At 70.4% G+C, this 13,969-nt stretch carries 10 protein-coding genes; 9 read left to right on the top strand and 1 reads right to left on the bottom strand.

The window, feature by feature from the left end; translation table 11 throughout:
- Positions 1 to 314: 314 nt before the first annotated feature.
- Positions 315 to 2,885, bottom strand: coding sequence for a putative bifunctional diguanylate cyclase/phosphodiesterase (locus NBY65_RS33820; protein WP_150039309.1), 2,571 nt, complete (start codon positions 2,883 to 2,885; stop codon positions 315 to 317).
- A gap of 649 nt (positions 2,886 to 3,534) precedes the next feature.
- Between NBY65_RS33820 and NBY65_RS16165 the strand changes: the two genes are divergently transcribed.
- The 9 genes from NBY65_RS16165 (at position 3,535) to NBY65_RS16125 (ending at position 13,653) form a co-directional block, all read left to right on the top strand.
- Entirely contained in the window at positions 3,535 to 4,344 is an 810-nt protein-coding gene (locus NBY65_RS16165) for a calcium-binding protein (RefSeq protein ID WP_162530417.1), read from the top strand.
- Positions 4,345 to 4,635: 291 nt separating this feature from the next.
- Positions 4,636 to 5,790: a methyl-accepting chemotaxis protein gene (locus tag NBY65_RS16160; protein ID WP_150039307.1), complete on the top strand. Its 1,155-nt coding sequence runs from the start codon at positions 4,636 to 4,638 to the stop codon at positions 5,788 to 5,790.
- Position 5,791: 1 nt separating this feature from the next.
- The gene (locus NBY65_RS16155; RefSeq protein ID WP_150039306.1) at positions 5,792 to 7,345 is read left to right on the top strand and encodes a two-component system sensor histidine kinase NtrB; all 1,554 of its coding nucleotides are present in this window, start codon (positions 5,792 to 5,794) and stop codon (positions 7,343 to 7,345) included.
- On the top strand, positions 7,323 to 7,712 hold the full coding sequence (locus NBY65_RS16150; protein WP_150039305.1) for a response regulator: 390 nt from the start codon (positions 7,323 to 7,325) through the stop codon (positions 7,710 to 7,712). The genes NBY65_RS16155 and NBY65_RS16150 overlap by 23 nt, the downstream gene beginning before the upstream one ends.
- On the top strand, positions 7,709 to 8,593 hold the full coding sequence (locus NBY65_RS16145; protein WP_203330377.1) for an STAS domain-containing protein: 885 nt from the start codon (positions 7,709 to 7,711) through the stop codon (positions 8,591 to 8,593). The genes NBY65_RS16150 and NBY65_RS16145 overlap by 4 nt, the downstream gene beginning before the upstream one ends.
- Before the next feature lie 4 nt (positions 8,594 to 8,597).
- Positions 8,598 to 8,963, top strand: a complete 366-nt coding sequence (locus tag NBY65_RS16140) for an STAS domain-containing protein (protein ID WP_150039304.1) — start codon at positions 8,598 to 8,600, stop codon at positions 8,961 to 8,963.
- A 2-nt stretch (positions 8,964 to 8,965) separates the two neighbouring features.
- Positions 8,966 to 9,370, top strand: a complete 405-nt coding sequence (locus tag NBY65_RS16135) for an anti-sigma regulatory factor (RefSeq protein WP_150039320.1) — start codon at positions 8,966 to 8,968, stop codon at positions 9,368 to 9,370.
- Complete coding sequence (locus tag NBY65_RS16130) at positions 9,370 to 10,359, top strand: ATP-binding protein (RefSeq protein ID WP_150039303.1); 990 nt, start codon at positions 9,370 to 9,372, stop codon at positions 10,357 to 10,359. The genes NBY65_RS16135 and NBY65_RS16130 overlap by 1 nt, the downstream gene beginning before the upstream one ends.
- Before the next feature lie 315 nt (positions 10,360 to 10,674).
- Entirely contained in the window at positions 10,675 to 13,653 is a 2,979-nt protein-coding gene (locus NBY65_RS16125) for a PAS domain-containing hybrid sensor histidine kinase/response regulator (protein ID WP_150039302.1), read from the top strand.
- The last annotated feature ends 316 nt before the right edge of the window (positions 13,654 to 13,969 follow it).

Raw genomic sequence — 13,969 nt, 5'->3', positions numbered from 1 at the left:
GCGCGGTCCACGCCACCCCCGGTCGGGGAAGCCAGCAGGACATCACACGCAACACCCATCCGCGCGACCCTTCCGCCGTCGGCAGACCACCCGATCGGCGGCCTGCCCTGTCCAACGCAGGATCGCTTCTACACTAATATATTAATGCGTCAATGCCAGCGCGACGGAACGGGCACGGCCATGCCGCGGTCGGCGTGCGCCTCGATAATTTTCAATAAATTAAGATTTCAACAGGGGCTTTGATGATTCCTTTGCCCGGACACCCGGGCCGGAACAGCCCCGCCGCACGCTCTCAGGCGATGCGGCAGCCGCGCTCAGGCGGCCGGCAGCGCCGCCGCATCGGTGTCGGCAAGGTACGCCTTGCTGAAGGCCTCCGGCGCCAGCGGCCGGCCATAGAGATAGCCCTGCACTTCCTCGCAGCCCACGGCCCGCAGCAGCTTCGCCTGCGCCGCGGTCTCGACGCCCTCGGCATTGACCCCGATGCGCAGCGAATGGCTCATGCCGATGACGGCATTGACGATGGCGGCGGCTTCCGGGTCGCTGCCGAGGCCACGCACGAAGGATCGGTCGATCTTGATCCGGTCGAAGGGGAAGCGACGCAGATAGCCGAGGCTCGAATAACCGGTCCCGAAATCATCCATGGCGATCGAGACCCCGCGCCCGCGCAGCCGCGTCAGCGTGGCGAAGGTCACCTCGGTGTCGACCAGCAGCAGACTCTCGGTGACCTCGAGCTCCAGTCGCCGCGGCGCGAGCCCGGTCTCCGCCAGGATGGCCTCCACCACCTCCAGGAAGCCCGCCTGGCGGAACTGGGTGGGCGAGACGTTCACCGACATGCGCGCCAGCCCCGGCCAGGCCACCGCCTGCGCACAGGCGGTGCGCAGCACCCATTCGCCGATCTGGCAGATCTGCCCCGTCTGCTCCGCGATCGGGATGAACTCGTCGGGCCGCACCTCGCCGCGTGTCGGGTGCTGCCAGCGGATCAACGCCTCGGCGCCGACCAGGGCCCCGGAGCACAGGTCGATCTGCGGCTGGTAGGCAAGGTGGAACTGCCCCTCGGACAGCGCCGTGCGCAGGTCCGCCTCCAGCGTCTTGCGTTGGCGCAGCCGGCGGTTCATGTCCGCCTCGAAGAAATGGAAGGCGCCGCGCCCGGATTCCTTGCTCTGGTAAAGCGCGACATCCGCTTCCTGCAGCAACACCGCCGCATCGGCGGGCGCATCCTGGCCGGAGCGGACCGAGATGCCGAGGCTGGCCCCGGCCACCACCGCCTGCCCCCCCAGGTCGAACGGCTCGGCCATGGCCGCGAGGATGCGGCGGGCCAGGATCTCGCCGTGCGCGGGCTGGCGCGAATCGCATTGCACGATCGCGAACTCGTCGCCGCCGAGCCGCGCCAGCCGGTCGGTTTCGCGGATGCAGCCGGCCAGCCGCGCCGCCACCTGCACGAGCAGCGCATCGCCCGCGGCATGACCGAGCGTGTCGTTGACCTCCTTGAAATGGTCGATGTCGAGGCAATGCACCGCGACCGCCTCGCCGCCGCGCCGGACCCGGGCCAGGGCCTGCTCCAGATGCTCGCGGAACAAGGCCCGGTTGGGCAGGCCGGTCAGGCTGTCATGGGTCGCCAGGTGCGCCACCCGCTCCAGCACCGCCGCCGCCATGCTGTCGAGCTCGTCGAGCCCCCGCCCCTCCGTCCCGACGCCGGGCTGCAGCCGCCCCGCGGCCAGGCCCCGCACCGCCTCGTCCAGGCGGGAAAGCGGTTGCAGCATCCGGCGGGCGAAGTCCATCCCGAGCATCACCGCAAGCAGGCTGCCGCCGAGTACGGTCACGGCCAGGCCGATCAGCGCATGCCGCGCGTCGCGGTCCGTCCGGGCGCGCGCCTCGGCTTCCAGCGCCTCGGCCGCGGTCGAGATGCGCGCCAGCGCCGCGCCGTAGCGGGTGGTGGCCGCCGAGAGCGGCGGCTGCGCCTGCAACCGGGCGAGGCGCAGGGCCAGCGTCTCGCGCCAGCGCGCGAGCACGCCGTCCCCGTCCAGCAGCGCCCCCCTGAGCGTCGCCATCTGGGTGGTGATGGCGGCCACCCGTGCCGGATCGTCTTCCGGGCGCAACTGCGCGGCCAGATGCTGCACCAGCACGTCCATGGTCCACAGCGCCCGCCGGATCTCCGCCTCGACCGCATCCAGCCCGTCGGGGAAGCGGAAGCCGAGGAACCGCTCGGCGCGCCCGCTCAGCCCGGCCAGTTCGCGCAGCAGCCGGTCGGCCGCCCGCTCGACCGGAAATGTTCCGGCAAGGGTGACGGACATCAGCGTCCCCAGTCCATCCACCGTCGCCGTCCCGCTGCGCACGCCGCGCCGGGCCTGCGCCTCGGCCTCCATGATGGCGATCTCGGCCGAGGTGGCGATCTGCACCAGGCTCTGCTCCAGTGCATGCCCGGCGTCGCGGAACTGCTGCAGGCGCTGGCGCGCCGCCTGCTCCGCGACCCGGCCGGCCCGGTTCGCCTCGAGCATCTGCCGCATCAGCCGCACCACCTCCTGCTGCGTGGCGGCGGGTTCCTCGGTCTGCAGGGTGATGCCGGCCCGCGCGGCCAGCCGGCGCAGCGCCGCCAGCTTCTCCTCGCCGTGCTGTTCCAGCCCGGGCAGGTCGATGCCGTACTGGTCCACGAGCGGCGTGTCGCGGCCGCGATCGGCGAGGGTCGCCAGCAGGGTGACGTTGAGCCGCTGCGCGGTCAGTTGCAGCTCCATGGCCTCGATGCGCAGCGGCGTGATCGTTTCGGTGAGCGTGGCGATGCTCGCCTGGCCGCGCAGGACCAGCACCGCCGACACCATGCCGCACAACGCGACGAAGGCGGCGACGGAGAGAAAGCCGAGGGTCAGGCGGGTGCGCAGGCGCAGCGGCATCGCCGGCAGCGGCGCGAACCGGCGGCGCGCCGGGTTCCTGCCGATCCACCCCCCGATCCGCCCCCACCTCACCGCCAGGCGCCGGATGACGGCCGCCAGGGCAGGAACAATTCCAGAGGACGTCCCAGGCAAATGCACACCCACAATCCACGGTCGAAACCAACCCGATGAATCTAGCGGCATTCCATCGGCGGGGCATCATAAAACAAATTTCCGTTGCGTATGATTCAATAAGAATCAAACAAATATCGATCTCATTTCGTGAACAATATTATTCCGAATAACAACCGATCCCGGGCGAGGCATCGGCCGGCGCCGCCGGCCTGGCGCACCCGCGCACACATCCGGTCAAACACAATGATTTGTAACAAAATGTTAAAATATATATCAAGCATCTCCAGAGCAGATATTCATTTGACACTATCCAACCCCATTGGCGGGACGAATCACATAAATATACAACCAAGTAAATTTCACGATTATTCGTACATGATCTCTCAAGCACTCAACTTGACTTCATATTGTTTGCATCCATGATTTGCGCGGCTTCACTTAAAACCTGAAGCAACACGGGCCTGGCCTGGGCCGACCCCGCCGCTGTCGTCCCGACCCGCCGGGCCCGCCAATGTCCACAGGAGAGGGAAAGCCCATGTCCGGAAGCATCACCATCGTGAACGGCAACGACCGGCCCAACGTCATCGCCGCCCGCCCGGGCGAGCGGTTGTTCGCCAACGGGTTCGGCGGCAACGACACCATCACCGGCGGACGGTTCAATGACACCCTGAACGGCGGCAACGGCAACGATTCCCTGGCCGGACAGGCCGGGAACGACCTGCTCGACGGCGGCAACGGCAATGACAGCGTCGACACCGGGGCCGGAAACGACGTGGTCCAGGGCGGCAACGGCGACGACACCATCGGCGGCATGGCCGGCCGTGACACCATCTTCGCCGGCGACGGCAACGACCGGGTGGTCTGGAACGACCCGACCGGGGACCTGGTTGAAGGCGGCAACGGCGCCGATTTCCTGCGCGGCGGCGACACCGCGGCGGACACGATCAGGGGCGGCAACGGCAACGACACGATCCAGGCCGTCGCCAACGCGCAAGGCCGCGACCACGCCGCGGACATCCTCGAGGGCGGCAACGGCAATGACAGCATCGTGGGCGGCAATGCCGCCGACACCATCACCGGCGGACGCGGCAACGATACCCTGACCGGCTCCGGCGGCGCCGACCGCTTCGTCTTCCGCCGCGGCGACGGCGTCGACATCATCACCGATTTCAATCCCCGCCAGGACGTGATCGTGATCAGCGGCTTCGGCGGTGGCTTCGCACCGACCAGCCGGCTGAGCCAGGCAGGCGGCAACGCCGTGGTCGATCTCGGCGGCGGCGACCGCATCCTGCTGGCCGGACAGCCGGAAACCGGGATCGGCGCCTCCGCCTTCACCACCACCTGACCACCGCCCGCCTTCCGCGCGCCCGGCATGCGGCACGGGTGCGCGGAAGGCGGGGACCTGTTCCGCCACGGGCCGCACCGAATGCATTTTCATAACGTTTTCAGAACGTAAAACACACGCATGTGTCCGCGGCGCCTCCCTCTTCGCGGCATGTGATGCGTTATCGTGGAACCCGACTGACAGGCCGGCGGTGCTTGCCGGTTGCGATGGGGCGCGAGCCGCATCGACTGGGGCCGCCAGCCCTGCCGCGCCACCGAAGGTCGCGGCGCGCCGGGACCGGAAGAGGCGGTCATGATCTGGCAACGAATGACGGCAATCCGCCGCGCGATGGCACTGGCCGCCGCCGGCTGCGCCGCACAGGGGGGCGCGCTCGTTGCCTTTCCCACGCTGGCCCGCCCCTTGGGCGCCGTCGTGCTGGCCACCGGCATGCTGATCCTGGCACTGTGGTGGCACGAGGCACGGACGCGCACGGCAGACCCCTGCCGCCCCGCCCCGCCCGCCCCCTCCGGCGCATTGCCGCCCGCGCTGCGGCCCGACCCAATGCCTGCCCCCCTGGCCGCCCCCTCGCCCGGCACGGAGCGCGACTTCGCCACGGCGCTCGGCCTGCTCGGCTCGGTCATCACCGAGGAAGTGGAGACCTCGATCGGCTCGGTGCTCGCGGAGAACCGGCAGATGTGCGAGATGGCCGGCGAGATGGCGCGGGCCTCGACGGCCGCGAACGCGCAGTTCGAGCAGTCGATCAGCCGCGCCACCGAGGCCGAGTCCGATATCGGGCAGCTCGAGACCCGCACCGAGGACCTCGCCGGATCGATCGACAGCATGGGCACCGAGGTGCGCCGCTCGATCGACATCATCCGCCGCGCCACCGACCAGGCCGCGGTAACGCGCCATTCGGTGGAGACCATGGCCGGGCTGTCGCGCAACATGGCGGAGGTCCTGCACATGATCAGGGACATCGCCCGGCAGACCCACCTGCTGGCGCTGAACGCCACCATCGAGGCGGCGCGGGCCGGCGAGGCCGGCCGCGGCTTCGCCGTGGTCGCGACCGAGGTCAGGCATCTCGCCGACCAGACCGCGGAGGCGACCACGGTGATCGACGGCAAGCTCGGGGAGCTGAGCGGCACGGTCACGGCCAGCATCGCCTCGCTGCAGACCCTGATCGAGACCATGGCCTCGGTGGCGGGCTCGAGCGAGGCGATCGGCGCGGGCCTCACGCGCCAGGACGCGCTGACCAGCCAGGTCAGGGCCAGCCTGCAGACCATGCACGGCGCGGTGTTCCAACTGAGCCGCGAGGTGCGCGAAGCGGCCCAGATCGCCGCCAACAGCGGCATGCTGTCGGACATGGTGCTGCAGACCGCCACTTCGGTCGACGGGCTGATGAGCGGCCTGCGCGACCGGCTGCAGGCGGTGGGCAGCGGCATGGTGCCGAGCGGGACGGAACCCTGAGATGGCCGGCCCGACGCTGACGACGGCGCTCGCGCCGGCAAGCTGGCGGCGGCTGACCCGTTCGCTCAAGCGGGCCCGCATCGCCTATTTCGAGTACCGGCCCGGCCGGGGGCGCGGCCCGGCGGCCAATGGCGGCACGCTGCGCTGGTCGGGCGCGCGCTTCGGCATCGACGGGCTCGGCGCCGGGGCGGACCTGCCGGCGCTGCTCGCGGCGGTGGTGCCGGCCGACCGACAGACGCTGCTGCACGTGCTGGCGCTGGACCGCCCCGGCAGCGCGCGCAGCGGCGAGTTCCGCATCGAGCGGCCCGGTGGCGGGCTGGTCGACCTGTTCTGCGATGCCTATGCCGAGCCCCTCCGCGCCGCCGACCCCGATCTGCAGGCGGAGCTGGTGTTCGGCATCGTGCAGGATGTCACCGTCCAGCATCGTTTCGAGAACGAGCTGTCGGCGGTGGTGCGGCGCAACCAGATGCTGCTCGCCGTCATCGACGCCTGCCCGATCGGGGTGATCGCACACGAGGTGACGCCCTCCGCCATGCCGCTGGTCTACGCCAACCGGCGCTTCACCGAGCTGACCGGCCACGAACTCGCCGACGTGGTGGGGCGGGACCTGTCCTTCCTGCAGGGCCCGGGGACCGAGCCGGAGGCCGTGGCGGCGATCGCGCACGCGATCGGCCAGGGCGAGACCATCGAGACCCGCCTCACCGGACAGCGCCCGGACGGCACGCCGTTCATGACCCGGCTGATGCTGGTGCCGGTGCACGAGGCCGGGCGGCTCTGCGGCTTCATCGGCCTGCTGCACGACCTGACGCAGGAAGCGCAGCGCCAGGAGGCCGAGCGGCACCGGCAGAAGATGGAGGCGCTGGGCCGCATGACCGGCGGCGTCGCGCACGAGATCAACAACCTGCTGCAGCCGGTGGCCCTGCTCGGGCAGGACCTGCTGGACCGCCGGCTGGTCGAGGGCACCGGCGCGGGGCACCTGGAGATCATGCTGGATTGCTGCCTGAAGGCACGCCAGATCATCGGCGACATGCTCGCCTTCTCCCGCCCGGCGCGCCAGCGGGCGCGGGCGTGGAAGGCGGCGGCGCTGCTGGAGGAAAGCCTGCGCCTGGTGCGCCAGGCGCTGCCGCAGGATGTCACCGTCACGGTGCAGGCCACGGGCGAGCCGGCGGACATCTCGGTGGAACGCACCGCCTTCACCCAGATGCTGCTCAACCTCGCCGGCAACGCCGCCGCCGCGATGGAGGGGCGCGGCGAGATCACCATCGTGCTGGACGACGTCACCTGGCCCGACGGACGGCGCTGGACGCGGCTGCGCCTGTCCGACAGCGGCTGCGGCATGGACCCGGCCACGCTGGAACGGGCCTTCGAGCCGTTCTTCACCACCAAGCCGGTCGGCCAGGGCACCGGGCTCGGCCTGCCGGTCGTCTACGGCCTGGTCAGCGAGATGGGCGGCAGCATCACGCTCGACAGCGCACCGGGCCAGGGCACCACCGCGACGGTGCTGCTGCCCGCCGATAAAGGAGAACCCACGGATGGCGTCGATACTGGTGGTTGAGGACGTTCCCTCCGTCCTGATCAGCCTGCGCATCGTGCTGGAGGGCGGCGGCCACCAGGTGACCGCGGTGGCCAACGGCGAACGGGGCCTGGCGCTGCTGCGGGGCGGCCCCGGCTTCGATCTCGTCATCACCGACATCTGGATGCCGGGCACCAGCGGCACCACGGTGATCCGCGAGGGCCGCGCCGCCGCGCCGCGGACACGCTTCCTCGCCATCACCGGCGGCGACCCCAACAAGCCGGCCGACCTGGCGCGGCTGGAGCAGGCGGATTTCGGCGCCGATGCCGTGCTGCTCAAACCTTTCGAGAAGCAGGACCTGCTGGAGATGGTGGCGCGGCTGTCCGGCCACGCGGGAGGCGCCCCATGACCACCCCTGTCCACCGGATCGTGGCGATGGCTGCCCAGGACGGCCACGCCGCCGGCGCTTCCTCCGCCACACCGCCGGGACACAGCGTGCGCGATGTGGTCGAGCTGCACCGCGCCGAGCTGCAGGCGAACTGGCTCGACCAGTTGCGGCGGGAAGCCGCCGCCGCGCGCATCCCGGCGCGGATGGTCGAGGAGCTGTCCGGCCGGCTGCTCGAGGAAGTGGCCACCGCCCTCGCCGCCCCCCCTAGCACCGCCCTGCCCGCCTCGCTGCGCGACCTGCTGGCCGCGATCAGCGCCACCTTCGCCGAGCGCGGCACCACCCCGGCGCAGACCGCCACCTTCGTCTTCAGCCTCAAGCACGTGCTGGGCGAGCTGGCGCCGGAGGACGCCGCCGGCATGCTGGTGGCGCACCGGCTGATCGACGCGATGGGGCTGTTCAGCATGGATGCCTTCATCGCCCGCCGCGAGCAGATCATCCTGGCACAGAGCCGCGAGCTGCTGGAGCTGTCGGTACCGGTGGTGCCACTGTGGGAGGGCATCCTGTCGCTGCCGGTCATCGGCACGCTGGATTCCGGCCGCGCCCAGGCGATCACCGAGAAGCTGCTGACCGAGATCGCCCGCACCAGCTCGCGCTTCGCCGTGATCGACATCAGTGGCGTGCCCGATGTCGACACGCAGACGGCGCAGCACCTGGCCAAGACAGTGGCGGCAGCGCGGCTGATGGGGGCGGAATGCGTGATCACCGGCATCCGCCCGACGATCGCCCAGGTGATGGTGACGCTGGGCATCGACCTGTCGGCGGTCGAGACCCGCTTCTCGCTGGCCGAGGGATTGCGCCACTGCTTCGGCCGGCTCGGCCTCACGGTGCAGCGGCAGCGGTAACGTCATGGCCCCCCCTTCGATCGTGTCCATCGAGCGCTTCCTGCTGGTGACCTTCCACCAGGAGCTGGACGATGCCGACACCGAGGCGCTGCAGGTCGAGGTCGGCACGCGGGTGGTGGCGCATGCCGCGCGCGGGGTGGTGCTCGACCTCTCGGGGCTCTCCGTGATCGACAGCTACACCGGCCGCGTCATCGCCGGGCTGGTGCAGGCGACCGGCCTGCTCGGCGCCCCGGCCATCGTGGTCAACATGCGCCCCGAGGTCGCGATCACGCTGGTGGAGCTGGGCATGGCGCTGCCGGGCGTGCCGACGGCGCGCAACGTGGACCTCGCCCTGGCCCTGTTGCGCGAGCGTTCCGGACGCACGTCTTGACCATGCCCTTCGCCGCCGAGCCCGTCCCCATCCTCGCCGCCAGCGACCTCGTGGAGGTGCGGCGGCGGGTAATCGCGGCGGCGCGGGCGCTCGATCTCGGGCTGCTGGAACAGACCAAGCTGGTCACCGCCGCGAGCGAGCTGACACGCAACATGCTGCAATACGCCAAATGCGGGCGGATGCTGCTGGAAGCGGTCGACGAACCGGCGCGGCGCGGGGTGCGGCTGGTGTTCGAGGACGAAGGGCCCGGCATTGCCGATCTCGAGCGGGCCATGCAGGACGGCTATTCCACCGGCAAGGGCATGGGGCTCGGGCTGCCGGGCACGCGGCGGCTCGCGCATGAATTCACCATCGAGACCGCGCCGGGCCATGGCACCCGGGTGATCATCGTCATGTGGAAGCGCTGATGCTGCCCGCGCATTGCCATTTGCCGATCGCGGTGGCGCAGGCGGGTGACCTGGCGGTGGCGCGCGCGACGGCGGCGGAACTGGCCGCCGACATCCCGCTCGGCGCCGAGGGCCGCCACCGCTTCGACCTGATCGTCGCCGAGCTGGGCAGCAACCTGGTTCGCCACGCCGCGCAGGGCGGCATGCTGCTGTTCCGCCGCCTCGATGACCCGGCCGGGGTGGAATGCCTCTGCCTCGACCGCGGCCCCGGCATCGCCGATCCCGCGACGGCGCTGCGCGACGGCGAAAGCGGCGATCACGGCCTCGGGCTCGGGCTCGGCGCGGTGCGGCGGCTGAGCGATGGCTTCGCGCTGCACTCCACCCCGGATACGGGCACCGCGATCCTGGCGCGGGTGCAACCGGCGCCGCGGCGGCCGGCGGACTTCGCCGCCGGCGCCGTCATGGTGCCGATGGCGGGGCAGGCGGATTGCGGCGATGGCTGGCTGGTCACGGCCAACGGGATGGCGGCGGTGATCGACGGGCTCGGGCATGGCGAACCGGCCTCCCTCGCCGCCCGGGCCGCCGAGGCGGCCATCGCCGGGGGCCACGACAATCCCGCTGCGGCACTGGGCGCGATGCATCTCGCCCTGCGCGGCACCCGCGGCGCCGTGGCGGCGGCGGCGCTGCTGACAGAAGGGCAGATCCGCTTCGCCGGCATCGGCAATATCGGCGCCGTGCTGATCCGTGCCGGGGTGCCGACCCATCTCACCAGCGCCTGGGGCGTGCTGGGCTACAATGCCCGCCGCGCCCCGGTGCAGGTGGCGCCGTGGTCGCCCGGCGACGTGCTCTTGCTGCACAGCGACGGGCTCGGGCACGTGGCCGAGGCGTTCACCGGCGGCCGGCTGCACGGGCTCGATCCCGCCCTGGCCGCCGCGATCATCCTGCGCGACGCGGCCAGTCGCCTCGATGACCGCACGGTGCTGGTGCTGGCCCACGCAGCCGGGCCATGACAGCCGCAGAAGGCACCGCACCTTGCAGGCCAGGCAGAGATCCCCGAGCGGGCCGGGCGTCCAGACAAAACCAATGCTCTCGACAGCATCGTACATAACATTACCAATTTCCGTACAAATGAACTTACTGTTTGAAACTTCTATTTCACAATAAATATGGCAGATACCCTCGACTCGAACTTATGCTCTCCTATATAAAACCAGAATCATCCACATTTAATTCAGTTTATGATGATATTTTTTGGCGCAATTTGCCAATAAATATGAAATCACCGCCGCAATTTTTGTGATATTCCATTTCGGGAGGGGATCGCCGTGCCTGATCGCCAGAAGCCCCGTGACACAGTGTTGCCGGCGCCGTCCCGTGCGACCGGCCTGCTGCGTCATTCCCAGGCCCGTCGGGCGGTGGCTCCGATCCTTGCCGCGACCTGCCTGGTGGCTGTGGCCGCGGCCGGCACGCCGGCCTGGGTGATGCCGGCCGCAGCCGGCGCCGTCGCGCTGGCCGGCATCGCCGTTGCCCGTTCCCTCGCCCTGGCCGCGGCCACGCGCGAGGCAGGGGTGGCGGCGGAGCGCCAGTGCCTGCTCGACATGATGGACATGGCCGCGATCCTGGTGCGCGACACCGACGGCACCATCCGCTTCTGGTCGGAAGGCTGCCGCCGCCTGTACGGCTGGACCGCCGGGCAGGCGATCGGCCAGTCCTCCCACACCCTGCTGCAGACGATCTTTTCGGCGCCGCTGGCGGATATCGAAACCGCCCTGCTGCGCGACGGCACATGGGCCGGCGACCTGCGCCAGCGCACGCAGGCCGGCACGGAGGTGATCGTGTCGGCCCGCAAGGTGCTGCGTCACTGCACCGGCGGCCGCGTCGCGGTGATGGAGAACCTGACTGACGTGACCGGATTGCGCCAGGCGGAAGCGGACCTGAAAAGAAGCGAAGCGCAGTTGCATTCGATCGTCGACAGCGCGGCGGAAGGCATCATCGTCGCCGGAACCGACGGCCACATCGCCTCGGTCAACCCCGCGGCACTGTGCATGTTCGGATACGACCGGGCCGAGGAGCTGATCGGCCGCGACATCGGCGCCCTGATGCCCACGGCGGACGCGGCGAACCATCGCCGTCGCCTCGCCGAGTACCAGGGCTCCGGCCCGCGTGTCGTCAGCACGCCCGGTCGCGAGCTGGCGGCCATCCGCCGCGACGGCTCGGCATTCCCGATCGACCTGTCGGTCAGCACCTTCACCAACGGGCGCCGCTACGTCACCGGCATCATCCGTGACGCCACCGCCCGCAAGCAGGCCGAGACGGAGCTGCGCAACGCCGAGGCGCGGCTGCGGCTGGTGCAGCAGGTCGGCGGCATCGCCTATACCGACCGGACGCTTCCCGACGACGCGGCGATGGTGTCCGATGATTACGCGCATCTCTACGGCCTGCCGCCCGACCGGACACACATCACCATCGATGCCTGGCGCGAGCTGGTGCACCCCGCCGACCGCGACGCGGCTTTCGCCAGGATCGACGACGTCATGCGGCAGGGCGGCCCGCTCGCCCTGGAGTTCCGCATCCGCCGGCCGGACGGCACGGTGCACTGGATCGCCATGCGCCTGGAAGTGTTCCTCGGGGCGGACGGACGGCCGCAACGGGTCATCAGCGCGCACCAGGACATCACCGAGATCATGCAGTCCCGCGAGGCCGAGGCCAGCCGGGCCGCCGAGCTGGAGCGCCGCGTCGCCGAGCGCACGGCGGCGCTGGGCGCGGCGGAGGCGCGGTTCCGCGGCATCTTCGACTCGCAGTTCCAGTACATCGGCCTGCTCGCCCCCGACGGGACGACCCTGGAGGTCAACCACACCGCCCTGCAGGCAACCGGCCGGACCCGCGAGCAGATCCTCGGCCGCCCCTTCGCCGAAACCGAATGGTGGCCCGCGGACGAGCGCGAGCGCCTGCGGACGGACATCGCCGAGGCGGCGCAGGGCCTGCTGATCCGCCGCGAGGTCCGCAACCACGTCGCCGGCGGACGCGACATCTGGATCGACTTCTCGCTCACGCCCGTGCAGGCGCCGGGGACGCAGGACGTGACCTGGATCATCGCCGAGGGCCGCGACCTGACCGAGAAGCGCGCACTGGCCGACCGGCTCGCCCAGGCGCAGAAGGTGCAGGCGCTCGGCCAGCTCGCCAGCGGCATCGCCCACGACTTCAACAACATCCTGCAGGCCGTGACCGGCGCGGCCACGCTGATCGAACGCCGGCCGGACCAGCCGGACAAGACGCGCCACCTCGCCCGCACCGCAATCGAGGCGGCCGGGCGCGGCGCCTCGATCACCCAGCGCCTGCTGTCCTTCGCGCGCCAGAGCGAGCCGCGGACCGAGGTGCTGGCCACCGCCGGGGTGCTCGAGAACATCCGCGAGGTGCTCGCCCACACGCTCGGCAGCACGATCCAGGTCCGCGACATCGTGGCCACGGACACACCCCCCGTGCTGGCCGACCGGGGGCAACTGGAAACAGCGCTGGTCAATCTCGGCACCAACGCGCGCGATGCCATGCCCGAGGGCGGCACGCTCACGCTCGCGGCCGTCGCCGAGCAGGTGGGCGGGGACGGGCCGCACCCTTCCGGGCTGGCAGCGGGCGAGTATGTGCGCCTCGATGTCTCCGACACCGGCACGGGCATGGACAGGGCGATCCTGGCACAGGCGAGCGAGCCGTTCTTCACCACCAAGCCCCCCGGCCAGGGCACGGGGCTGGGGCTGCCGATGGTGAGGGCATTCGCCGAACAATCCGGCGGGGCCATGGCCATTGCCAGCCTCCCCGAGGCGGGCACCACGGTGACGCTGTGGCTGCCGCGGGCGAGCACCGTCGTCCCGACGCCGGAAGACAGCGAGGACGGCCACATGCTGACCGGGGCGCCGGCCCGCCTGCTGCTGGTCGACGACGACGACCTGGTCCGCGAGATGCTGGCGGCCCAGCTCGAGGATCTTGGATTCGCCACGCTGGTGGCCGGCAGCGGCGCCGAGGCGGTCGCCCTGCTCGAGGCCGGCGAGGAGGTGGATGCGATGGTGAGCGACCTGTCGATGCCGGCCATGAACGGCGTGACGCTGATCCGGCAGGCGCATGCGCTGCGCCCCCAACTGCCCTGCTTCCTGCTGACCGGCTATGTCGGCGAACGTGCCGCGCTTGGTGCTGCGGACAGCTTCACCCTGGTGCGCAAGCCGGTCCGGGTGCAGACGCTCGCCGCGCGCATCGAGGCCGGGCTGGAAGCGGCCAGGATATCCAGGACACCCGGTCCGGGCGACGGCGCCTGAGGTCGGCCGACGCGGGCAATCTCACGATCATGTGCGGCAGATATAATTGAGAATACCAGCCGGCTCATCTAGGAAATTCCTAAATACAGATAATGTTTTCAATGTCATCTCGCATCTTTATCTTCTTCTCTCACAACAGATGGAGATCAGGGAAGTCAACGACCCGTCTCTCACGGCCCCTCTGGCACGACGGAACGAGCTGCGCGGGCGGAACGTGTTCGCGGCGTTTCCCGACAATCGTCAGCGCGGAGTCCGTCGCATATGACCGCTCGCGGCTGGTCGGGAAACCCGGCGCCCCCATGCCGGGTCGCCTGAT

The sequence above is a fragment of the Rhodovastum atsumiense genome (assembly GCF_937425535.1).
Lineage (GTDB): Bacteria > Pseudomonadota > Alphaproteobacteria > Acetobacterales > Acetobacteraceae > Rhodovastum > Rhodovastum atsumiense.
The sequence above is the reverse complement of the archived record's forward strand: the minus strand, read 5'-3'. Positions and strand labels throughout refer to the sequence as shown.